At 71.8% G+C, this 21,446-nt stretch carries 23 protein-coding genes and 2 pseudogenes; 16 read left to right on the forward strand and 9 right to left on the reverse strand.

The window, feature by feature from the left end; translation table 11 throughout:
* Nucleotides 1-8: 8 nt before the first annotated feature.
* On the forward strand, nucleotides 9-893 hold the full coding sequence (locus VT50_RS03510) for an AAA family ATPase (RefSeq protein ID WP_046089866.1): 885 nt from the start codon (nucleotides 9-11) through the stop codon (nucleotides 891-893).
* Nucleotides 894-963: 70 nt separating this feature from the next.
* Here the strand turns inward: VT50_RS03510 and VT50_RS03515 are convergent, their stop codons facing one another.
* Together VT50_RS03515 and VT50_RS03520 are read right to left on the reverse strand one after the other, a co-directional pair.
* The gene (locus VT50_RS03515; RefSeq protein ID WP_046089086.1) at nucleotides 964-1,962 is read right to left on the reverse strand and encodes a cupin domain-containing protein; all 999 of its coding nucleotides are present in this window, start codon (nucleotides 1,960-1,962) and stop codon (nucleotides 964-966) included.
* A gap of 216 nt (nucleotides 1,963-2,178) precedes the next feature.
* Nucleotides 2,179-2,940 carry a FadR/GntR family transcriptional regulator gene (locus tag VT50_RS03520; RefSeq protein WP_078840904.1) on the reverse strand — a complete coding sequence of 254 codons (762 nt, stop codon included), beginning with the start codon at nucleotides 2,938-2,940 and terminating at the stop codon, nucleotides 2,179-2,181.
* 141 nt (nucleotides 2,941-3,081) lie between these two features.
* Between VT50_RS03520 and VT50_RS03525 the strand changes: the two genes are divergently transcribed.
* A complete protein-coding gene (locus VT50_RS03525) occupies nucleotides 3,082-4,074 on the forward strand; it encodes a substrate-binding domain-containing protein (RefSeq protein WP_046089085.1) in 993 nt (330 codons plus the stop codon).
* A complete protein-coding gene (gene phtC / locus VT50_RS03530) occupies nucleotides 4,071-4,796 on the forward strand; it encodes a 3,4-dihydroxyphthalate decarboxylase (protein ID WP_046089084.1) in 726 nt (241 codons plus the stop codon). Before VT50_RS03525 ends, phtC begins: the two co-directional genes overlap by 4 nt.
* 13 nt (nucleotides 4,797-4,809) lie before the next feature.
* On the opposite strand, the gene VT50_RS03535 is transcribed toward phtC, so the two are convergent.
* Together VT50_RS03535 and VT50_RS03540 are read right to left on the reverse strand one after the other, a co-directional pair.
* Nucleotides 4,810-5,994 carry a serine hydrolase domain-containing protein gene (locus VT50_RS03535; RefSeq protein ID WP_053048747.1) on the reverse strand — a complete coding sequence of 395 codons (1,185 nt, stop codon included), beginning with the start codon at nucleotides 5,992-5,994 and terminating at the stop codon, nucleotides 4,810-4,812.
* Nucleotides 5,991-6,824, reverse strand: coding sequence for an IclR family transcriptional regulator (locus VT50_RS03540; RefSeq protein WP_046089083.1), 834 nt, complete (start codon nucleotides 6,822-6,824; stop codon nucleotides 5,991-5,993). Before VT50_RS03540 ends, VT50_RS03535 begins: the two co-directional genes overlap by 4 nt.
* A 95-nt stretch (nucleotides 6,825-6,919) precedes the next feature.
* Here VT50_RS03540 and VT50_RS03545 point away from each other — a divergent pair, with 95 nt between their 5' ends.
* From VT50_RS03545 to VT50_RS03565, 5 genes are read left to right on the forward strand one after another with little or no spacing between them, the layout of a single operon-like run.
* Nucleotides 6,920-8,449 carry an ABC transporter substrate-binding protein gene (locus VT50_RS03545; RefSeq protein ID WP_046089082.1) on the forward strand — a complete coding sequence of 510 codons (1,530 nt, stop codon included), beginning with the start codon at nucleotides 6,920-6,922 and terminating at the stop codon, nucleotides 8,447-8,449.
* The gene (locus VT50_RS03550; protein ID WP_046089081.1) at nucleotides 8,446-9,420 is read left to right on the forward strand and encodes an ABC transporter permease; all 975 of its coding nucleotides are present in this window, start codon (nucleotides 8,446-8,448) and stop codon (nucleotides 9,418-9,420) included. Before VT50_RS03545 ends, VT50_RS03550 begins: the two co-directional genes overlap by 4 nt.
* On the forward strand, nucleotides 9,417-10,253 hold the full coding sequence (locus VT50_RS03555) for an ABC transporter permease (protein ID WP_046089080.1): 837 nt from the start codon (nucleotides 9,417-9,419) through the stop codon (nucleotides 10,251-10,253). The genes VT50_RS03550 and VT50_RS03555 overlap by 4 nt, the downstream gene beginning before the upstream one ends.
* A complete protein-coding gene (locus VT50_RS03560) occupies nucleotides 10,250-11,059 on the forward strand; it encodes an ATP-binding cassette domain-containing protein (RefSeq protein ID WP_075200487.1) in 810 nt (269 codons plus the stop codon). The genes VT50_RS03555 and VT50_RS03560 overlap by 4 nt, the downstream gene beginning before the upstream one ends.
* Nucleotides 11,056-11,910: an ATP-binding cassette domain-containing protein gene (locus VT50_RS03565; protein WP_046089079.1), complete on the forward strand. Its 855-nt coding sequence runs from the start codon at nucleotides 11,056-11,058 to the stop codon at nucleotides 11,908-11,910. Before VT50_RS03560 ends, VT50_RS03565 begins: the two co-directional genes overlap by 4 nt.
* On the opposite strand, the gene VT50_RS03570 is transcribed toward VT50_RS03565, so the two are convergent.
* Nucleotides 11,897-12,862: an ROK family protein gene (locus tag VT50_RS03570; protein WP_078840905.1), complete on the reverse strand. Its 966-nt coding sequence runs from the start codon at nucleotides 12,860-12,862 to the stop codon at nucleotides 11,897-11,899. The genes VT50_RS03565 and VT50_RS03570 overlap by 14 nt on opposite strands.
* A 19-nt stretch (nucleotides 12,863-12,881) precedes the next feature.
* Here VT50_RS03570 and VT50_RS03575 point away from each other — a divergent pair, with 19 nt between their 5' ends.
* Both VT50_RS03575 and VT50_RS03580 read left to right on the forward strand, forming a co-directional pair.
* Complete coding sequence (locus VT50_RS03575) at nucleotides 12,882-13,643, forward strand: creatininase family protein (RefSeq protein ID WP_046089078.1); 762 nt, start codon at nucleotides 12,882-12,884, stop codon at nucleotides 13,641-13,643.
* Between the two features lie 14 nt (nucleotides 13,644-13,657).
* Entirely contained in the window at nucleotides 13,658-14,767 is a 1,110-nt protein-coding gene (locus VT50_RS03580; RefSeq protein WP_046089077.1) for a mandelate racemase/muconate lactonizing enzyme family protein, read from the forward strand.
* A gap of 4 nt (nucleotides 14,768-14,771) precedes the next feature.
* On the opposite strand, the gene VT50_RS03585 is transcribed toward VT50_RS03580, so the two are convergent.
* Nucleotides 14,772-15,749, reverse strand: coding sequence for a carbohydrate ABC transporter permease (locus VT50_RS03585; protein WP_107424718.1), 978 nt, complete (start codon nucleotides 15,747-15,749; stop codon nucleotides 14,772-14,774).
* Nucleotides 15,746-15,937, reverse strand: coding sequence for a hypothetical protein (locus VT50_RS03590; RefSeq protein WP_046089076.1), 192 nt, complete (start codon nucleotides 15,935-15,937; stop codon nucleotides 15,746-15,748). The genes VT50_RS03585 and VT50_RS03590 overlap by 4 nt, the downstream gene beginning before the upstream one ends.
* 80 nt (nucleotides 15,938-16,017) lie before the next feature.
* Here VT50_RS03590 and VT50_RS40200 point away from each other — a divergent pair.
* Both VT50_RS40200 and VT50_RS03595 read left to right on the forward strand, forming a co-directional pair.
* A pseudogene (locus VT50_RS40200) lies at nucleotides 16,018-16,181 on the forward strand (helix-turn-helix domain-containing protein); the annotation flags it as partial.
* A 116-nt stretch (nucleotides 16,182-16,297) separates the two neighbouring features.
* Nucleotides 16,298-16,707 (forward strand): annotated as a pseudogene (locus tag VT50_RS03595) (VOC family protein).
* A 43-nt stretch (nucleotides 16,708-16,750) separates the two neighbouring features.
* Here VT50_RS03595 and VT50_RS03600 read toward each other — a convergent pair.
* Nucleotides 16,751-17,044 carry a hypothetical protein gene (locus VT50_RS03600; RefSeq protein ID WP_338058304.1) on the reverse strand — a complete coding sequence of 98 codons (294 nt, stop codon included), beginning with the start codon at nucleotides 17,042-17,044 and terminating at the stop codon, nucleotides 16,751-16,753.
* A 428-nt stretch (nucleotides 17,045-17,472) separates the two neighbouring features.
* Here VT50_RS03600 and VT50_RS03605 point away from each other — a divergent pair, with 428 nt between their 5' ends.
* On the forward strand, nucleotides 17,473-18,237 hold the full coding sequence (locus tag VT50_RS03605) for an alpha/beta fold hydrolase (protein ID WP_046089074.1): 765 nt from the start codon (nucleotides 17,473-17,475) through the stop codon (nucleotides 18,235-18,237).
* Between the two features lie 199 nt (nucleotides 18,238-18,436).
* Nucleotides 18,437-19,606 (forward strand): aminotransferase, encoded by a 1,170-nt coding sequence (locus VT50_RS03610; protein WP_046089073.1) that lies wholly within the window; start codon nucleotides 18,437-18,439, stop codon nucleotides 19,604-19,606.
* A gap of 242 nt (nucleotides 19,607-19,848) precedes the next feature.
* On the opposite strand, the gene VT50_RS03615 is transcribed toward VT50_RS03610, so the two are convergent.
* Nucleotides 19,849-20,295: an anthrone oxygenase family protein gene (locus VT50_RS03615; RefSeq protein ID WP_046089072.1), complete on the reverse strand. Its 447-nt coding sequence runs from the start codon at nucleotides 20,293-20,295 to the stop codon at nucleotides 19,849-19,851.
* A 135-nt stretch (nucleotides 20,296-20,430) separates the two neighbouring features.
* Between VT50_RS03615 and VT50_RS03620 the strand changes: the two genes are divergently transcribed.
* Together VT50_RS03620 and VT50_RS03625 are read left to right on the forward strand one after the other, a co-directional pair.
* Nucleotides 20,431-21,036 (forward strand): TetR/AcrR family transcriptional regulator, encoded by a 606-nt coding sequence (locus tag VT50_RS03620; RefSeq protein WP_046089071.1) that lies wholly within the window; start codon nucleotides 20,431-20,433, stop codon nucleotides 21,034-21,036.
* 11 nt (nucleotides 21,037-21,047) lie between these two features.
* The gene (locus VT50_RS03625) at nucleotides 21,048-21,437 is read left to right on the forward strand and encodes a cupin domain-containing protein (protein WP_046089070.1); all 390 of its coding nucleotides are present in this window, start codon (nucleotides 21,048-21,050) and stop codon (nucleotides 21,435-21,437) included.
* The last annotated feature ends 9 nt before the right edge of the window (nucleotides 21,438-21,446 follow it).

Genomic DNA, 21,446 nt, shown 5'->3' on the forward strand with positions numbered 1-21,446 from the left:
GTGACGGGATGAGTGCGCTCCCGCATGGTGTGGCCGGTGTCCACGCGCTGCCGGCCGACCACCACGACGGGCCCTGGGACGCGGTGCTCATCGACCCGTCGGTCAAGGAGCGGCTTCTCGCGACCGCCGTCCTGGTGCTGCGGCACGGGCGGCGGCTCGCGGGGACGGCGGTCGCCCCGCACGGTCTGGTGGTGCTGGCCGGGCCGCCGGGGACGGGCAAGTCGACACTGGCGCAGGGTCTGGCGCAGGCCGCCGCCCGCACCCTCGCCCCGCACGGGGCGACCACGCTGGTCGAGGTCGATCCGCACGCCTTCCCCAGCGAGCTGCTGGGGGAGAGCCAGCGGCAGGTGTCCCGTCTCTTCCGGGAGACGCTGCCGGAGCTTGCGGCGCGCCGGCCGCACACCGTCGTCCTGGTCGACGAGGTGGAGGCGCTGGCCGTCCGCCGGCACTCGGCGTCGTTCGACACCAACCCCGTGGATGTGCACCGCGCCACGGACGCCGTGCTCAGCGGCCTCGACGCGCTGCGGGCCGAGCGGCCCGGGACACTTCTGGTGGCGACGACGAACTTCGCCGACGCGGTGGACGACGCGTTCCTCTCCCGCGCCGACCTGGTGATCCGTACCGAGGTCCCGGGCGAGGAGGTGGTCCCGGAGATCGTCGCGGACTCGCTGCGCGAACTCGCCGCCCAGTGGGCGGAGTTGAAGGCGCTCGCGGCGGACGCCTCGGTGCACCGCCGAGTGGGTGAGCTGCTGCACGGGCTCGACGGGCGCCGCATCCGCAAGACCGTCCACGGGGCGCTCGCCCTGCGGGTCGCCACGGCACGCGACCCGTCCCTGCTGACGGCGGACGACCTGGTCGCGGCGGCCGAGGAGGCGGCGGCGGTGCTCCGCTGATCGTCGTCATACGGAGGAGGCCCGGAGCGCGTCGCGCTCCGGGCCTCCTCCGTATGACGTGTGACCGTGATCAGCCCTCGTACTCGGGGGCGTTCTCCAGATAGTGGACCGTGTCATAGCCCAGGTGCTTGAAGATCCGGTTCTGGGCCGAGAAGACCTTCAACGGCGTGCCGTCGTGGGCGAAGAGCTGGCAGATGTGGTTCTGCGGCACATACAGCGTGTCGCCCTTCTTGATCTCGTGCCGGGTCGGCTCGAGGGCGACGCGCGCGTAGTACTTCTCCGCGATCTCCGCCTCGACCTCCCACTGGAGCGCGTAGCCACCGCCGTCGAGGATGTAGAGCACCTCGTCGGCCATCTTCCAGTACTTGCCCGACCGGCTGCCGGTCGGGATGTCCAGCTCATAAGCGTCGACGGAGAACAGCCGGGCGTCGGTGCGCTCGGGCGAGGTGAGCACGCGCTGGCGGCCGAGCGGGGTGGTCTCCCAGGTCGTGTCGGCCGGGGAGATGACCTTCTTGCGGTCCAGGACGCCCGGGGTCCACACCCGCGACCAGTCCTCGCGGGGGCCGAACTCCTCCGGGCGGTCGATCGGGCCGCTGCGGCCCTGCTGCCACAGACCCATGAACATCCAGGTGCTCTTGGCCTTCACCACCAGCGCGGTGGCCTGCTCGTCGTAGGGGTTGAAGTGGCGGTGGACCGAGTCGGTGTGGACGAAGACGAAGTCGTCCTTGGCCCAGTCGTAGCGCTGGTCGTCGTGGATCTCGTAACCGCGGCCCTCGAGGATGTAGAAGGCGGCCTCGTTCTGGTGGCCGTGGCCGTGGTTGCTGGACCGCGGCGGCAGCTGGACGAAGTGGACCTGAACGGTCTGGGTGAGGAACTCCTCGTCACCGGGGCCGATCCGCCACCAGGTGCGGGACTTCTCGCTGTCGCCGGAGTGGGCGACCTTGGCGTCGTCGACCACCACCGTGTCGTCCCGGACACGCTTGGAGGCCAACTGCCGGGTCCGGAACTCGCCGAGTCCGTAGGTCTCAGAGGTGAGGCCGCGGACGAAGGTGCGCCCCTTCTTTGCCATGAAGTCCTCCTAGAGGGCAGCTCAACAGGCTAACGGTCTGACCATAATACCGACTGGGCAGAGTGCCAACCCTTCCGCACGGGGCGATTGCCGGAGCGGCCGCCGTATCCGCCGCCCCCGCCTCCGTATCCGCCACTCCCCCGCCGCCAAGGCGCCGCCAGGGCATACGAAAGCGCCCCGAACTCCTGGAGTCCGGGGCGCTGTTGGGAATGTGATTCAGTCCTTCACCCGGTAGGCGGTCCGCTCCAGATGAGTCCGCATGATCCCGGTCGCGGCCTCGGCGTCGCGGGCGGCGATCGCCTCGACGAGCTCACGGTGCTCCTTGGTGCCGCGGCGGCCCATCTTCGGCTCGATGGCCTGGGCCTCCCGCAGACTCATCAGCATCGGACCGTGGAAGGACTGCACAAGCATCTCGATCGCCGGATTGTGCGTACAGGCGGCGAACCGGATGTGGAAGGCGGTGGAGAGCTCCATGGTGTACTCCCCCTCCTTCATCGCCTCCGCGTGGGCGTCGCACATGGCACGCAGATCGGCGATGTCCTCCTCGGTGGCCCGCTCCACGACCAGCGGCACCACACCCAACTCGAAGACCAGACGGGCCTCGGTGACCTGGGAGGCGGTGAGCGGGGAGAGGGTGAGCAGATCGGCCAGGCCCTCGCTGACCCGGCTCGAGGTCGGCGCCGTCACAAAGGCACCCCCGCGCGCGCCGACTCTGATCTCGACGAGGCCATTGGCCTCCAGGATGCGCAGCGCCTCACGGATGGTGACCCGGCTGACGCCGAACTGCACACACAGCTCGCGCTCGCTGGGCAGGCGATCGCCCGGCTGAAGCCGCTCCTCCTTCAGCAGGCGCCGGATCTGCTCGACGATCACCTGGGAGACACGGCTCGAGGAGACGGCCTTGAACAGCTCCTGCGGGACGGCCGCCCGCCCGGACTGCGCCTCGTTCTCCGAAGTCTGACTCGCTCGGGTTGACATAGGGGCATTCTCCCATGAGAGGGCGACGCTTGACCTCATTGTGACCAACGGAATAACGTCATACCAATAAACCATTGGCGAAGGCCCTCGGGGAGATCCTCCGCCCGTCCCCTCCCCTGTGTGACCGAAGGAGCAGCCCCGATGACCCGCCGCCTCCACCTCTCCTTCGCCTGCGGTGACTACGACCGTGTGCGCGCCCTCCAGGACGGCCGTGTGCGGCCGGAGGGCATCGACCTCACCTTCCTGCCGCTGGGTGTGGAGGAGACGTTCTACCGGCAGCTCCGGCACCGCGAGTTCGACATCAGCGAACTGAGCCTGTCCAGCTACGCGATGACCCTCGACCAGGACGATCCGCCCTTCGTCGCCCTGCCCGTCTTCCCCTCCCGCTTCTTCCGCCACCAGTCGATCTACGTCAACGCCCGCAGCGGCATCGAGCAGCCCGCGGACCTCGTCGGCAAGCGGGTCGGCACGCCCGAGTACCAGATGACGGCCGGCGTGTGGCAGCGCGGCATCCTCGCCGAGGAGTACGGGGTGCCCGTCGAGTCGGTCCACTACTTCACCGGCGGCATCGAGCAGCCCGGCCGCCCGGAGAAGCTTCCGCTGGACCTCCCCGCCACGGTGAAGATCACGGCGATCGGCCCGGGGCAGACCCTCTCCCAGATGCTCGCCGACGGTGAGCTCGACGCGATCTACAGCGCCAGCCAGCCGTCCTGCATGGGCCGCGACCCGCACATCCGGCATCTCTTCGAGGACTTCCCGGCCGTCGAGCGCGACTACTACGCCCGTACCGGCATCTTCCCGATCATGCACGTGGTCGCCGTACGCGGAACCCTCGTGGAACGACACCCGTGGATCGCCCGCTCACTGACCAAGGCCTTCGAGGAGTCCCTTCGCATCGCCTACGACGACCTGCGGTACCGCAGCGCGCTGAAGGTCATGCTGCCGTGGCTGCAGCAGCACGTGACCGCCACGGCCGAGGCGCTGGGCGAGGGCTGGTGGGACTACGGCCTGGAGAAGAACCGCACCACGCTGGAGACCTTCGCCCGCTACCAGCACGAACAGCACCTGGTCTCCCGCCGCCGCACGGCGGAGGAACTGGTCGCGGCGTCCGCCTCCGACACCTTCGTCCTGTGACCTCCGCGCCCGCTCCCCAGGAGCTGATCGCGCTCGGCTGCCGGATCCTCGCCTTCCGCGGGCTGGCCGCCGACATCCTCGGCCATATCTCCCTGCGCCGCGGCGACGGTGCCCTCCACGTGCGGTGCCGGGGCCCCCACGAACGGGGGCTGCTCAACACCGAGGCATCCGATGTCCACCCCGTCCCCCTGGACGGCGAACCGGCGCCGCCCGACGGATACCGCGTCCCCAACGAACTCCCCATCCACCGCGAGATCCTGCGCGCCCGCCCCGACGCGGCGGCGGTCGTCCACGTCCACCCGCCCCATGTGGTGGCAGCCGACCTGGCCGGGCTGCCCCTGCGCCCCATCGTCGGCGCGTACGACATCCCGGCCCTGCGCATGGCACTCGACGGCATCCCCGTCTACCCGAGGGCGGTCCTGGTGACCCGGGCCGACCTCGGCCGGGAGGTGGCCGCGGCCCTCGCCGACCGCCCGGTCGCGATCCTCCGCGGCCATGGCATCGTCGCCACCGGGGACTCCGTACAGCAAGCGGTCGTACGGGCCCTGTCGGTCGAATCGCTCGCGGTGATGACCCTCCGCTCGGCCTCCGGCCCCACGCTCCCCTCCCCTCTGCCACCGGAGGACATCGCCGAACTCCCGGACCTGGGAGGCGGGTTCAACGACACGCTGGTGTGGAACAGCCATGTGGCGGCCTTGGAACACGCGGGCCTGGGGCTCTGACGGCGCGCAGCGGTCACCCCGCGCGCGGCACGCCCCGAGCCGGTTCCGCCACGGTGGCCGCCTCCGTATCCGTCCGGCCGGGGAAGGCCGCCGCGTGGTGGTGGAAGGCGCGGCGGACCGCGGGGAAGCGGCGGGGATCGCGGCTGGGGTGGACGCGGTTGGTGAGCAGCACGTAGTAGCGGGCTTCCGCCCCGTCCGCTGCCGGTTCCACCCACAGGCTCGTCCCCGTGAAGCCCGTGTGGCCGTACGAGGACGGCCCCATCGCCGTACCGACCGGCGACCCCACCGGGTCCCGCCCCTGCCAGCCGAGGCAGCGGCGCAGCGGCAGACCCTCCGTATGGCAGGCGGTCATGCGGGCGAAGCCGGGCGCGCTCAGCAGTCCGTCGCCGCCCGCCGCCAGCGCCCGGCCCAACCGGTCCAGGTCGGTCAGCGGGGCGAACAGACCGGCGTGGCCGCAGACTCCGCCGAGCACCACCGCGTTCTCATCGTGCACCTGGCCGGTCACCAGGCGGCCGCGCCAGGTGCACAGCTCCGTGGAGACCGCGCGCTCACGGGCCGCCGGGCCCGGTGCGAAGACCGTCTCGCGCATGCCGAGCGGTTCGCACACCTGCCGCGCCACCAGCTCGTCCAGGCCGGTGCCGGTGGCCCGTTCGAGGATCAGGCCGAGCAGCACGAAGCCCGCGGAGGAGTACTCCACCACCGTGCCCGGCGCCCCGCGGAGCGGCAGCCCGCGGAGGGCGGTCAGCAGCCCGTCCCGGTCGGGGTGGGCGCGCCAGAGCGGGGTACCGCCGGGCAGCCCCGAGGTGTGGCTGAGCAGCTGGGTGACGGTGATGTCCGCCTTGCCGCGCAGGCCGCGGTACTCCGGCAGATAGGCACCGACCGTGTCCTCCAGCCGTAGCGCTCCCGTCTCCGCCAGCCGCAGTGCGGCCAGGCCCACGATCGGTTTCGTCACCGAGGCCAGATCCCACAGCTCGGTGCCGTTCAGCTCCGCCCCGCCCCAACGGCGGGTGCCCAGGTGTCCATGGGTCTCCGGCCCGGCCGGGGTGCCGACCGACCAGGCGGCCGCGGAGTAGATCCCGGCCCGGCGGCCGGCCGCCAGGAGTGCCGCGAGCCGTGCCGGCCGGTCCGCCGGGAGCGGGCCGGCCGCTCCCCCCGGCTCCGCGCCCCGTCTGGTCCGGCCGCCCGCGGCCCCGCTCACCGCCGCCCCCGTACGATCCCCAGCGCCCCCGCCCCGCCGCGCAGCGACGCCGACACCGCCCCCGCGGCGGCCCGCACCATCGGCCCCAGCACCGCCACGCTCTCCTCGTCCAGGGTGAACGTCAGCCCGACGATGCCGACCGCTCCGGCGACCCGGTCACCCGGCCCCAGCACCGGGGCCGCGATGGCGCGGACGTCCTGCTCCGCGTATTCGTCATCGACCGCGTAGCCCCGCTCGCGCACCGCGGGCATGGCGGCCAGCACGGCCCCGGGGTCCCGCACCGTCCGTGGCGTACGGGCCGGGAGCGGGTCGGCGCCCAGGAGCTCCGCCGCGGTCGCGGGCGGCAGGGCCGACAGCATCGCCCACCCCACCGCCGAGCAGTACAGCGGGACTTCACCGCCCGCGGCCAGCGGCACGCGGTACGTGGACGAGGGGTCCGACTGCGTCACGTGCACCGCCACGGTGCCGTCCCGCACCGAGAAGTGGGCCAAGTGGCCGGTGCGCAGCCGCAGGTCGTCCAGGACCGGGCGGGCGAGACGCAGCTCGCTGCTGGCGGCCAGCGCCGTGGCGGCGAGCCCGAGCAGGCGCGGCCCGGCCTGATAGGTGCCGCCGGGGCCCGGGACCGCGTACCCGGCCTCGGCGAGGGTGTGCAGCAGGCGGTGGACGGTCGGTTTCGGCAGTCCCGTACGGGCGGCGAGGTCGGCCAGGCGGTGCGGGGCGTCGGGCTGGACCAGCGCGTCCAGCACCGCGAGTGCCTTGTCCACGGGACCCGTCGCGGCGGCGGGCGACTCCTCGCGGGGGGCGGCGGAGGTATTGACCGGCTTCGGCATGTCGCTTAGCTTAGCGCATCAACGTTCCGTCTCCCGGAACGAATGCACTGTTCGATGGAACATCACGCGGAGGGCAGATCGTGACTCCTCCATCAATGTCGCGCCGTAGCGCCCTTCGGCTGGGCGGGCTCGCGCTCCCCGCCATCGCCGCGCCGGCAGCGCTCACCGGATGCGGTACGGCCGTGGGCGCGGGCGGCGACGGCGCGCTCCGGGTGGCGCAGCCGACCGACCCCACCACGCTCGATCCACACAAACAGGGCGACATGGTCACCATGAACGTCCTGATCAACATCTTTGACACCCTCACCACCCGGGATGTCCGCGGGCGGCTCGCCGCCCGGCTCGCCACCTCCTGGGAGCCCCGCTCCAGGACCGTGTGGCGCTTCCGCCTCCGCGAGGGCGTGCGCTTCCACAACGGGGAGGAGTTCGACGCCCACGCCGTCAAGTTCTCCATCGAGCGGGTCCTCGACCCGAAGACGCGGTCACCGATCGTCGAGCTGCGGTACGTGACCTCGGTCCGCGTGGTCGACCGCCACACCGTGGATGTGCACACCACACTGCACGACCCGATCCTGCCCGCGAAGCTGTCGCTCTTCGGCGGGGTGATCGTGCCGCCGAAGTACCTCGCCGACGTCGGCGACGCCGCCTTCGCGAAGCGGCCGGTCGGCACCGGGCCGTTCATCTTCGAATCCTTCCGGCGCGACCGCGAGCTGCGGCTGCGCGCCAACCGCCGCCACTTCCACGGCTCCCCCGGCCCCGAACGCCTCGTCTTCCGCGCACTGCCCAACCCCGCCTCCGCGCTGGCCGCGCTGCAGAGCGACGAGGTCGACCTGGTCACCGGGCTCACCCCGGACGCCGCCCGGCAGCTGTCCGGCTACGCGGGCGTGGAGCTGGAGAGCCACCGGGGCGTGCGGACCGCGTACCTCAATCTCGACACCACTTCCGGGCCGCTGCGCGACCGTCGCGTGCGGCAGGCGCTCAACCACGCCGTCGACGTGCCGCTGCTCATCAAGGCGGTGCTGGACGGCAAGGCGCGCGAGGTGCCCGCGATGCTGCCGCGCGGCGTCGTCGGTTTCGACGGTTCGGTGGAGCCCTTCCGGCGCTCGATACGCACCGCGAGGCGGCTGCTCGCCGAGGCCGGTCACCCGCACGGCCTCACCACGACGCTCGCCGCCTCCAACGACGACGCCCAGGTGGCCGAGGCCATCTCCGGGCTGCTCGACCGCGCCGGGATACACGCCCGGGTCGATCTGATGGACCCCGGCACCTTCTCCGCCCGGCTGACCTCCGACAACCGGCACGCGCTCGGCCCCATCTACCTCGCCGCCTCCACCGCCTGGACGCTCGACGGCGCGTCCATGGTGCAGTCGAACGTGCGCCATGACCGCCGGCAGAGCCGGTGGGTGTCGAAAGAGGCGGACCGGCTCATCGACGCCGAGGAGCTGTCCATGGACCCCGAAGACCGGCAGCGCGCGTTCACCGCGCTCCAGCGCCTGATCAAGCGCGAGGCCCCGTTCGTACCGCTCTACCAGCAGGACATCATCCTCGCCCGGACCACCCGGGTGCGCTGGACACCGGTGGTCAACGGCTCGCTGGCCATGGAGAGCGCGGAGGTGCGGGCATGACGGCCACCTCGGTCCAGCCGCCGGTCACGGTACGGAAGCCGAAGTCCGGCCTGCTGCGCCATGTCCTGGTCCGCCTCGCCACCGCCGTCGGTGTGCTCTTCGCCGCCGCCACGCTGGCCTTTCTCCTGGTACGGCTCTCCGGCGACCCGGTCAAGCAGCTGCTGCCACCGGACGCCACCGCCGCCCAGGAGGCCACGCTGCGCTCCCAACTCGGCCTGGACCAGCCCCTGATCGCGCAGTACGGCGACTTCCTGTGGGGGCTGCTCCGGTTTGACCTCGGCGACTCGCTCGTCTACCACGAGCCGGTCAGCCAGGTGATCGCCGACCGGGTCCCGGCCACCCTCGAACTCGCCGCCGGTGCCCTGGTGCTCAGCCTCGTCATCGCCATCCCGGCCGGGATCTACGCCGCGACGCGCCGTGGCCGGGCCGGTGACACGGGCGTGATGACGGCGGTGCTGCTCGGCCAGTCCACCCCGCCGTTCTGGGTCGGCATCCTGCTGGTCCTGCTCTTCTCGGTGCGGCTCAAGGTGCTTCCGGCCTCCGGCTACGGCACCTTCGCGCATCTGGTACTGCCCGCCGTCACGCTGTCCGTCTACTCCATCGCGGTCATCGCCCGGCTGCTGCGCTCCTCGCTCATCGACGTCCTCGGCTCGGACCACATCCGCACCGCGAAGGCCAAGGGGCTCGGCCCGGCGAAGGTGGTGCTCGCCCACGGGCTGCGCAACGCCTCGCTGCCGACCGTCACCGTGATCGGCCTGGAGTTCGGCGGGCTGCTCGGCGGGGCGATCCTCACCGAGCAGGTCTTCTCCTGGCCGGGCATCGGACGGCTGACCGTGGAGGCCATCTCGCACCGGGACTTCCCGCTGGTGCAGGCCGCCGTCCTGTTCTTCGCCGCCGCCTTCGTCATCGTCAACCTGCTTGTCGACCTCTCCTACAGCCTTCTCGACCCGAGAGTGCGGGCACAGTCATGACCGTCGTACGCAACCGGCTCGCCCTGGCGGCCCTCGGCGTCCTCGCGCTGCTGGTGATCGCCGCTGTCTTCTCGCCGCTGCTCGCCCCGGACGACCCGGCCAAGCAGCAGCTCCTCGCCCGGCTCACGCCCCCGGCCTGGGAGGGCGGCGGCAGCCTCGCCCACCCGCTGGGCACCGACCAGCTCGGCCGCGATGTGCTCTCCCGCGTCATCTACGGCTCCCGGGTCTCACTCCTCGTCGGCATCGGGGCGGCGCTGCTCGCTGGTGTGGTGGGGGCCCTGTGCGGGCTGTTCGCCGGGTTCCGCGGCGGCTGGCCGGACCGGATACTGATGCGGTTCGCCGACATCCAGCTCGCCTTCCCCTCGCTGCTGCTGGCGCTCGCCATCGTCGGCTTCCTCGGCTCAGGACTGTGGAACGTGGTCCTGGTGCTCGGCTTCACCGGCTGGGTGGCGTACGCCCGCGTGGTCCGCTCCGAGGTGCTGTCGCTGCGCACCCGGGACTATGTGACCCAGGCCCGGGCGACCGGGGTCACGGACCTCACCATCATGCGCCGCCATCTGCTCCCCAACGTCCTGCCGCACCTGGCCACCATCGCCACGCTGCACATCGCGGCGGCCATCGTCGCCGAGGCCTCGCTCAGCTACCTCGGGCTCGGTGTGCCCAAGGAGACCGTCACCTGGGGCTCGATGCTCGCCGACGGCCAGCTCTACCTCGGCACCTCGTGGTGGGTCGCGGTCTTCCCCGGACTGGCGCTGATGCTCACCTCCCTGGCCATCAACATCACCGGCGACGCGCTGCGCGACGTCGCGGACCCGAAGGCGTACCGCCGATGACCACAGATGCTCCCGTGCTCGAGATCCGCGATCTGCACGTCGACTTCCGGCTCGCCACCGGCCCCGTGCACGCCGTGCGCGGGGTGAGCCTGACGGCACACGCCGGAGAGACCCTGGCCGTCGTCGGGGAATCCGGCAGCGGCAAGTCGGCCACCATGCTCGCCGCGCTGCGGCTCAACCCCGAGCCGCCGTGCGCCTATCCCGGCGGCCAGATCCTCCTCGACGGCCGCGATCTGCTCGCACTGCCGGAGAAGCGGCTGCGCGAGGTGCGCGGCAACGACATAGCGATGATCTTCCAGGACCCGATGACCAGCCTCGACCCGCTGCAGCGGGTCGGCAACCAGGTGGCCGAGGTGCTGCGCAGGCACCGCGGGGCCTCCCGCGCCGGGGCCCGGGAGGAGGCGGTACGGGCGCTGGACGAGGTCGGCATCCCGGATCCGGAGCTGCGGGCCCGGCAGTACCCGCACGAGCTGTCCGGCGGGCTGCGCCAGCGCGTGATGATCGCGACGGCGCTGGTGGGACGGCCCCGGGTGCTCATCGCCGACGAGCCGACCACCGCCCTGGACGTCACCGTGCAGCGGCAGATCCTGGACCTCCTCGCCGAGCTGCGCGCCCGGCACGGCATGGCGGTGGTGCTGGTCACCCACGACCTCGGGGTGGTCGCGGAGACCGCCGACCGGGTCGTGGTGATGAACGCGGGCCGGGTGGTGGAGCACGGCTCGGTCGCCGAGGTCTTCGAGACGCCCCGCGAGCAGTACACCCGCGACCTGCTGGCCGCCACCCCGCGACTGGAGCCCACCTCATGACGACCACCGGGGCGAAGCCACTCGCCAACCGGCCCATGCTCGAACTCGACGGCCTGTCCAGGGAGTTCGCCGGTCCCGGCGCCACCCGCACCCTCGCCGTCGACGATGTCACGCTCACCGTCGAGGACGGCGAAACCCTCGCCCTCGTCGGTGAGTCAGGGTCCGGGAAGACGACCCTGACCCGGCTGCTGCTGGGGCTGCTGGAGCCCACCGCCGGGACCGTCCGCTTCGAGGGCCATGACCTCGCCGGGCTGTCACCGGCCGAGATGCGCGCGCTGCGGGCCGGGATGCAGGTGGTGCTCCAGGACCCGTACTCGAGCATGAACCCGCGCATGAAAGTCACCGACATCGTGGCCGAGCCGCTGGTCACCCATGACCTCACCTACCGCGGACGGCGCGCCAGGCCGCGGCTTCGGGAGCGGGTCGGCGAGCTGCTGGAGTCGGTCGGTCTCCCGGACCGGGTGCAGGACCGGTACCCGCACGAGTTCTCCGGCGGGCAGCGCCAGCGCATCTCCATCGCCCGTGCGCTGGCGTCCTCGCCGCGGCTGGTGGTGCTCGACGAGCCGACCAGCGCCCTCGATGTCTCCGTCCAGTCCCAGGTCCTGGACCTGCTGGCCGAGCTGCAGCGCCAGCACGGCCTGACCTACGTCTTCGTCTCGCACAACCTCGCCGTGGTCCAGCGGATCGCCGACCGGGTGGCGGTGCTGCGGCGCGGCAGAGTGGTCGAGTGCGGGGAGACCGCCGCCGTGCTGGGCGCGCCAGAGCATCCGTACACCCGCGAGCTGCTGGCCGCCGTGCCACGCCCCGACGCGTACCGGACCAGGACCGGCGGCGGGACTACCGGTGGGTGAGGACCAGCCCGGCGCCCCCGAGCAGCGCCACGTCGTCCGGACGGTCCGTCGCGCCCAGCACCACCCGCGGCGGGGCGGCCGTCGACCAGCCGCTGTCCCCCCGCAGCCGCTCCTCGACCCGGGCCCGGAACCCCTCGCCGCCCTCGACGGCCTCGCCGTGCAGCACGAACAGGCCGGGGGCGAAGAGCTGCTGGATGTTGACCAGGCCGAGCGCGAGGTTGTCGGCGTACTCCTCGACGATCGGCCGGCCACCGTCCCCGCGCCGCACCAGCCCCTCGAGCGTCATTCCGGTGCCCAGTCCCGCCGCCTGCGCCCGCCGCCGCAGCCAGCGCGTCGTGGCCACGGTCTTCCAGCAGCCGCGCGCCCCGCAGGTGCACGGCTCGCCACCGGCCAGCACCGTCATATGAGCACCGCTGCGGCCACCGTGCGGGGCCAGCAGCTCGCCGTCGAGGAACACCCCGACTCCCAGCACCTCGCCGGTGGACACCGAGGCGAAGGACCGAAGGCCCCGGCCCGCGCCGAACCACCGGTCGCCGAGCACCTGCAGCCGGGCCCGGTGCTCGATGTACACCGGCACCTCCAGCACCCCCCGCAGCACCTCGGCGACCGGGTAGCCGCGCAGCGCCGGAACGTCATGGACCTCGATGAACGTGCCCCGCTCCGGGTCCACCAGACCGGCCGCGGCCACCCCGACCCCGGTCAGCTCACACCCGTCGAAGCAGTCCCGGGCGGCCTGTCGCACCGCCGCGTCCACTCCGGCCGCCTCCCGCGCCGCCGGGTCGAACCCGGCCGCGGTGCGCCGCAGCAGCCTTCCGGAGCGGTCGACCAGCGCCGCGCGCACCTGCCCGGGCAGCACCTCCACCGCGCCCAGCAGCGGGCGTGCGGAGGTGACCGGGGGGTCGGGCACCAGGTGGAGCCGGGGGCGTCCGCCGTCGGGGGCGAGTGCGGCCATGCGCAGACTCTGCCACGGCATGAACCCAGGAGGTAGTACCACATTGCTCCGGCTGACCGAACTCACCTGGCGCGAGGCCCGGGCCGCGGGCGCGGACGCCATCGCCCTGCTGCCCATCGGCTCGCAGGAACAGCACTCCGCCCACCTGCCGATGGGCACCGACACACTGCTGGTCACGGCGGTGGTGGACCGGGCGGCCGAGCTGCTGGCGGATGCCGGGCCACCGGTCGTACGACTGCCCGCCCTGCCGTACGGGCACAGCCCGCACCACCTCTTCGCGGCCGCGGTGTCACTCTCGGCGAGCACCCTGGCGGCGGTCCTCGCCGACCTCCTGCGGTCCCTCACCGAGAGCGGCTTCCAGCGCATCATGATCGTCAACGGCCACGGCGGCAATGACGAGATCATGCGCCTGGCGGTCAAGGAACACGCCCTCCGTGCCGAGGGCACGTTCGCGGCCTGCTCCTACTGGAGTCTCGGCGAGGCGCCTGAGAACCCCGGCCACGCGGGCCGCTACGAGACCTCCCTCATGCTCGCCGCCCACCCGGACCTGGTCCGTACGCCCATCGAACCGCACCGCCCCACCGGCGCCCCGCCACTCTTCGACGCCCCGCCGCACCCCGGCCTCACCGCCGAGCGGCACGGCGAGTGGGCCCGGGTGGGCGGGATGACCGACGACCCGTCCACGGCCCGCCCCGATCCGGGCGAGCTGTCCATCCGCGCCACCGAACTGGCCCGGGCGATCCGGGCCTTCGCCGAAGCGACCGCCCCCGGTGCCATCTGAGGAGGACCTCGTACATGAAGGTCACACACATCGACGTCTGGGTTGTGAACCTCCCCCTCACCTCCCCGTTCACCAGCTCATTCGAGACCAAGACCGGCGAGACCCGCACCGTGGTCCGGATCCGGACCGACGAGGGGGTGGACGGCTGGGGCGAGACGATGTGGGGGCAGCCGGTGGCCGCGCTCGTCCGCAAGCTCGCGCCCGACCTCATCGGCACCAGCCCGTTCGCCCTGGAGGCCTTCCACCGCAAACAGCACATGGTGCCGTTCTTCCACGGCTACCTCGGCTACGCCGCCATCGCCGCCCTGGACGTCGCCTGCTGGGACGCCATGGGCAAGGCCACCGGCCACTCGCTCACCGACCTGCTCGGCGGGGCGGTACGCGACACCGTCCCGCTCACCGCGCTCGTCACCCGCGCCGACGGCGCCACCCCGGAAGCGCTCGCCGAGCACGCCACCCGGGTGGTGGCCGAGGGCGGTTTCCATGCGGTCAAGCTCAAGGGCACCGGCGACGTGGACGGCGATGTCGCCAACCTCCGCGCGCTGCGTGCCGCGCTGCCGGACACCGAGCTGCGCGTCGACCCCAACGCCGCCTGGTCGGTGCCGGATTCGGTGCGTGCGGGCATCAAGCTGGAGGAGCTTGACCTGGAGTACCTGGAGGACCCGTGCCCCGGTATCGAGGGCATGAGCCAGGTGCGGGCCAAGGTGCGCATCCCGCTGTGCACCAATATGTGCGTCGTCCGCTTCGAGGACTTCGCTCCGGCGGTACGGCTCGGCGCGGTGGACGTCGTCCACGGCGATGTCTACAAGTGGGGCGGCATCGCGCCGACCAAGGCGCTCGCCGCCCACTGCGAGACCTTCGGCCTCGGCATGAACCTCCACAGCGGCGGCGAACTCGGCATCGCCACCGCCGCCCACCTCGCCGTGGTCGCCAGCACTCCGGTGCTGGGCCGCGCCATCGACAGCATGTACTACCTGCACGCCGATGACATCGCCGACCCGATACCGCTCGCCGACGGCCGACTCACCGTCCCGCAGGGCCCGGGCCTGGGCGTACGCGTCGACGAGGAGAAGCTGCGGCACTACTCGGCGGTGAACGAGCGGGAGGGCGATCTCACGGGATGACGTCCTAGCCGGGCCGCGGGCCGCGGATCGGGCAGATGGCGAGCGGGGGCGGAGCTATTCCTTGACCGCCCCCGAGTTCGCCCCCCTGTACGAAGTAGCGCTGGAAGCAGAAGAACAGCGCCGCGACCGGCACGGTCGCCAGCAGGGCCGCCGCCAGCTTCAGCGGGTACTGCGTACCGCCGCCAAGACCGCCCGAGACAAACCGCGCGAGCCCGGTGGTCAAGGTCTCGTACAGACCGGACTGCGTGGCCACCAGGAAGTGGGTGAACTCGTTCCATAAGCCCTGGAACGACAGGATCGTCAGGGCGATCAGCGCGGGCCGGGCCATCGGCAGCACCACCGACCAGAAGGTCCGGATCACCCCCGCGCCGTCCACCCACGCGGCCTCCTCGACCTCCCGGGGAACCGATTCGAAGAACTGCTTCATGATGAAGATCCCGGCCGCGTCCACCATCAGCGGAAGGACCATGCCGGTGTAGGTGTCGAACAGCCCGAACGTGTTCAGCACCAGGAACTTCGGGATCAACAGCGCCACCCCGGGCATCGCCATCACCGCGACGACGAAGCCAAACAGCAGCGAGCGGCCCCGGAACCGCAGCCGCGCCAGCGCGTATCCCGCCATCGAGTCGAACAGCACCCGCCCGGCGGTGACCAGGACCGCGACCAGGGTCGAGTTGCCCAGCCAGCGCAGGAACAGCACCCCGCCCCCGGCCCGGCTCAGCCCGAACAGCCGCTGGTAGGCGGCGGTCGTCGGGGTGGTGGGCACCAGTCGGAGCGGATGCGCCGCCGCGTCCGGGTCCGTTTTGAACCCGGTCACCAGCTGGAGCGCGAACGGCAGCAGGTACATCAGCCCGGCCGCCACCACCAGGGCGTATCCCAGCACCCGCAGCGGCCGCGGGAACCGGCCGAGCACCGGACGCCCCCGCGCCGGACCGGAAGCCGTGGCCTTGGCCTTGGTGGCGACCGTGGCCGTGGCGTTCATCGATACCTCCCGGGGCGGGGCCCGCGCTCCCGCAGCGCCCAGCGCTGCAGCGCGGTGATGAGCAGGATCAGCGCGAGCAGGATGAAGGCGATGGCCGCGCCCTGCCCGAAGTCGGCGCCGTCGAAGGCCGTCGAGTAGGACAGGAAGGCAGGGGTCAGCGTCGTATTGCCCGGAGCGCCCTGGCCCATCACATACACCTGGTCGAAGACCTGCCAGGTGGCGATCGTGCCCAGGGTGAGGACGAAAGAGCACCGGCCGCAGCGCGGGCAGCGTGACGGACATCTGCTTCTACGTCGGCTTCGGCAGCCCGGGCACCTTCGGCCGCACGTTCCGCGGCATCGTCGGCCGATCGCGCGGGACTACCGCAAGGAGGCGGTGGCCACGGGCGTGCCGACGTGTTTCACGATGGCGTGGACGCGGCCGCGTGCCTGACCGTCCGCCGCGTCCGCACCGTGCCGGTGTGAGCGGTACCGTGCCGGTGTCAGCCGCCCGCCGGGTGAGCAGTTTCGGATAAGTCTTCCTCCGGTCCGCTCGCTAGCGTGAGCCCCATGTTCAACGCCATCACGCAATCGCAGATTTCCGTCCTCGACCAGGACGAGGCCCTCGACTTCTACGTCGGCGCGCTCGGCCTGGAGGTCGCCGCCGACGTCGACCTGGGCTTTATGCGCTGGCTCTCCGTCAGCGTTCCCGGTCATCCCGAGCGGCAGATCCTGCTGGAGAAGCCTGGCCCCCGGCGATGTCGGAGGAGACGGCGGAGCAGGTCCGTGAGCTGGTGACCAAGGGGGTGATGGGCGGCTGGCTCATGTTGACCACCGCCGACTGCCGCAAGACCTACGAAACGCTACTGGCGCGAGGCGTGGAGTTCACCGAGGAGCCCACCGAGCGCCCGTACGGGATCGACTGCGGCCTGCGCGACCCGTTCGGCAACCGCATCCGCTTCTCCCAACCGGCGGTCTGAGGCCCCCCGGTGGGCCACTTCACGGTCCCCGGCACGGTCCGGCTCACGCGGCGAGCACCTGCGCCACCGCCGTCGCGGGCAGGGGCGCCACCGGGATGCGTACCGGCGCGACCGGGCCATGGGCGGGCCACACGCGGTACGTGGTCTTGGCCGGGTCCACCAGGGGTGCGCCGAAGGTGATCCGCCCCTGGGCGTACAGCCTGTCGCACACCGGGGTGGGCAGCGCGACGTAGCAGCCTCCCCTGTTGGTGACGGTGTCGTACGGCTGCCAGTAGCCGTACCGGCGCCGTCCGCTCGCGCGCACGGTGCAGAACACCGGAGTGCGTGAGTTGGACATGGCGCGGAGAACACCGGCGTCGGCAGCCTCGAACGGGACCTCGGAATGGGAGCGGGAGGAGGGGCGGACCGGGGACATCAAGGCTGCCTTTCCGAAGGGCCGGGGCTCAAGATCAGCTACCCAATTAAAGCAGTGATTTGATCTCGATGGGGAACAACTCCCGTCCGAGCGGCGGGGCTTGGGCATGTCGGCACGGACAGCGTGTTTCCCCGGCCGCCGGTGGTGAAGCCCGGCGCGGGGAAAAAGCGGTGGGCGGGATGACGCCGGGGTTGCTAGCCTCCTGGCGAGCCCGTGACGTCCAGCCAGGAGGTGAGACCCGTGAACGCAGTTTTCGTAGGGGTGCTCCCCTCTTCAACACGGTCGGGCGATTGACATAGGTGTCGCCGGGAGCGCCTGGACCACAAGGCACTTCCGAAAGGAAACAACCTATGGATTCCCTGCGCTTCACCGCCAAGGCATCGTCCGACGGTGTCACCGAACGCGACTTCACCGTGGGTGAGGTCACCGGTGTGCTCTGGTCGCCCGCATCCGGCCCCGGTCGCGCGCCGCTGGTGCTCATGGGCCACGGCGGCGGCACCCACAAGAAGGCTCCGGCGATGGCGGGCCGTGCGCACCGCCTGGTGACCGGCTGCGGTTTCCACGTCGCCGTCATCGACGCGCCCGGCCACGGCGGCCGTCCGCGTACGGCGCACGACGAGCGGGAGGTCGCGGCGATGCGGCGGGCGACGGCGGCGGGCGAGCCGGTCGGCCCGATCGTCGTCCGTTACAACGCCCACCTGGCCGAGCGTGCCGTACCGGAGTGGCGGGCGACGCTGGACGCCCTCCAGGAGCTGCCGGAGATCGGCACCGAGGGGCCGGTCGGCTACTTCGGTCTGAACATGGGCACCGCGATCGGGGTACCGCTGACCGCGGCCGACCCCAGGATCACCGCAGCGGTCTTCGGCGTCTTCTGGCACGAGTCGCTGGCCGAGACGGCGAAGCGGATCACCATCCCGGTCGAGTTCGTGCTCCAGTGGGACGACGAGCACATCCCGCGCCCATCCGGTATGGCGCTGTTCGACGCCTTCGCCTCCGAGGAGAAGACGTTGCACGCCAACGCGGGCCGGCACAAGGAGGTACCCAGGTTCGAGGCCGACAGCGCGGTCCGGTTCTTCGCCCGGCACCTCGGCCGGGCCGTCCCCACACCGGCCTGATGTCGCGGGTATCGGCGCCCGGCCACGAGCGGGCGCCGGGCGCCGATACCGCTCCCCGTCGCGGAGGGTGCGGTCCGGCATCCGGGCGGCACCCTCGTCTATGCGTCACCGTCTCCCGTGGCCCGGCTGGTGGGCGAAGCACGCCGATAGCATCGGCGTCGACCGCCAGCGGACAGCCGACCCGTGAAGGAGCGCCGACGTGCGACTCAGCCCGCGAACCGTGCACGAGATCGATTCACCGATGGGCGCGACCTATGCCCTGGTGGCGGACCGCAGCGGTGAGCGTGCGCTACTCGATCTGGCCCAGGCCGCGCCGAGCTACCCGCCCGCGACCGAGATGATCGAGCATGTCACCAAGGTCGCCCACGAGCCGAACGGCGCCGCCTATGTACCGGCTCCCGGGCTGCCCCGGCTGCGGGAGGCGTTCGCCGCCGACCTCAGCCGCGCCTACCAGAGCCCGGTGGGGGCCGGCCAGATGGTCGTCACCGCCGGGTGCAACCAGGCGTTCTGCCTGGTCGCCCAGTCGCTCACCGAGCCGGGTGACGAGGTCATCGAAGTCCTGCCCTACTACTTCAACTACGACATGTGGCTGCGCATGAACGGTGTCGTGCCGCGGTACCTGGAGCCCGGCCCCGATCTCGTGCCCGACCCGGAAGCCGCCGCAGCGCTCATCACGCCGCGCACCAGGGCGATCGTGCTGGTCACCCCGGGCAACCCGAGTGGCGTCACCCTTCCGCCGGATGTGCTCGCGGAGTTCTACGCGCTGGCGAAGCGGCACGATATCGCGCTGATCCTGGACGAGACCTACCGCTCGTTCCGCGACACCGGGCGACCGGCACACGAGCTGTTCGCCGACCCGGACTGGGAGCGGACCCTGGTGAGCCTGCACAGCTTCTCCAAGGACCTGGCGATGCCCGGCTACCGGGTGGGCGCGGTCGTGGGTTCACCCGAGCTGAACCGCGAGGTGATGAAGTTGCTCGACTGCGTGGCGATCTGTCCGCCGCGCGTCGGGCAGGAGGCCGCCTGGGCCGGGCTGACCTCGGCCCAGGAGTGGCGACGTGCGCGGGCGGACGAGATCGCGGACAAGCGGCGCCGGCTGGAGACCTCGCTGGCCGGTCGGCCGGGCGGTTTCGAGCTGATCAGCAGCGGCGGGTTCTTCGGCTGGATCCGCCACCCCTTCGCCGGCCGCCCCACCGACGAGGTGGTGCGCGACCTCATCACCCGCTATGACACGCTCGTCCTCTCGGGCACCGCCTTCCTGCCCGACGACCGCCGGATGTTCCGGGTCAGCTTCGGCAACGTCGACCAGGCCGGACTCACCGAATTCGCCGAGCGCCTCGCGCTGATGGCCCGGGATCTCCGCGGCTGACCCCCGGCGGTCTGGTCATCCGCCGGGTGGGCCCGACGGTGTCGGCGTAGTCGGCGATCTCCTCGCTGGCGCCGGTGTTGTCTGGCCGCCCATGCTGCTCAGCTGGACGATCGCACCGGAGCGCCGGGCCCGCGCAGATCCGGACGCTGGAGCGCCAGCCCGGCGCGCCGCTGTTCGTACGGGACGGCAGGCCAACGGTCGTCGGCGCCGAGACCGCCAGTACCGGGGAGGGTCCGAGGGCGTCACGCCATGCCGGTGACCAGCAGGACGAATGCCGCGATGATGACGCCGACGCGCAGGTAGTGGAACCGGTCCCAGCGGCCGATCTGCTCCCTCCAGTCCGCCGGGACGGTGTCCCGGCTCCACTGGGCCACGCGGGAGTTGATCGGGACGAGCAGGGCGATCGACATCAGCACGCTGAGGACCAGCAGCGCGGCGGCCGTGACGATGAGCCCCGCCCCCGCGCCGCCCCGCGCCATGGCCGCCCAGCAGACGCTGAGCAGGACCGAGCCGATGTACCAGAACGGCATCACCCTGCCGAGGAGGCGCGCTCCGTCGCTGCGGGCCGCGAGCCCGCCGTCGTTCGGCAGCCGACTGATGATCGGGTTGACGAAGGCCGCCACCGCGAATTCGACGCCCACCAGCAGGCCGACGACCACGATCGTTGCGATGGCGAGTGTGTTCTGCATGTCCCCTCCTGAGTCTCCGAGCGCGCGACTGGCGCGTTTCCAGCGCGTCTCCAGCACGTTTCTAGCATCGCTAGATTTCCATGTGATGCTAGCCAGAGTGCCGCTCGGATGTCTAGCACTGCTAGAATCCAGGGCATGTCCGTACAGGAACGCAAGGAGCGCGAACGGGCCCACCGCCATCAGCTGATCGTCGCGGCGGCCCGGGAACTCGCCGAGGCCCACGGCTGGGACGCCGTCACCACACGTCGGCTGTCCGAGCGCATCGAGTACAGCCAGCCCGTGCTCTACAGCCACTTCCGCGGCAAGCGCGAGATCGTCGGAGCCGTGGCCCTGGAGGGATTCACCGAACTGACCGCCACGATGCGGGAGGCGGTGGCCAACGGGCCGGAGGGCCGCGCCGCGGTGGCCGCGCTCGCCGGGGCGTATCTCGACTTCGCCGAGCGCAACCCCGCACTCTACGACGCGATGTTCCTCCTCGACACCGGTCTGCCGTTCGCCGACGAGGCGACTCCGGCGCCGCTGCGCGAGGGGTTCGAGACGCTGCTCAACACGCTCGGCGCCCTCGCGGGGTCCGCCGAACCGGCCCTGTTCGTCGAGGTCTTCTGGTCGGCCCTGCACGGCCTGGTCAGCCTCACGCGCTCGGGCCGCCTCCCCCGGCAGGAGGCGTCACGGCGGCTCGACGTGCTGGTGGACCGGTTCGCGGGGCGGGGATGCCCGGATGCGCACACCAGGAGCTGCTAGCGTCCGGCACCGTGAGCGACAGCGTGTACGTGGGCAATGCGGGCAAGGACGCGGCACTGGACCGGGGATGGCTCCTCGGCCACTTCAAGGAGGTCGGCGATCCGCGCCACAGCGAGGCCGTGGAGATCAAATGGGGCGTCCACCCTCGTGGCGACGAACGGGCGGAGTGGGTGAGGGGCGAGGAGCGCACGGCCCTGCTGGTTCTCATCAGCGGCCGATTCCGCGTGGAACTCCCCGGCCGCGACGTCCTACTGGAGGAGCAGGGCGATTACGTCGTGTGGGGCCATGGAGTCGACCATTCGTGGTTCGCGGAGGAGGAGTCGGTGGTGCTGACCGTCCGATGGCCGTCCGTGCCCGGTTACGCGGTGGCGGAGCACGGTGGAGGGCCACCGCGGAGCTGAGCACGGCTG

This window comes from Streptomyces antioxidans (assembly GCF_000968685.2).
Taxonomy (GTDB): domain Bacteria; phylum Actinomycetota; class Actinomycetes; order Streptomycetales; family Streptomycetaceae; genus Streptomyces; species Streptomyces antioxidans.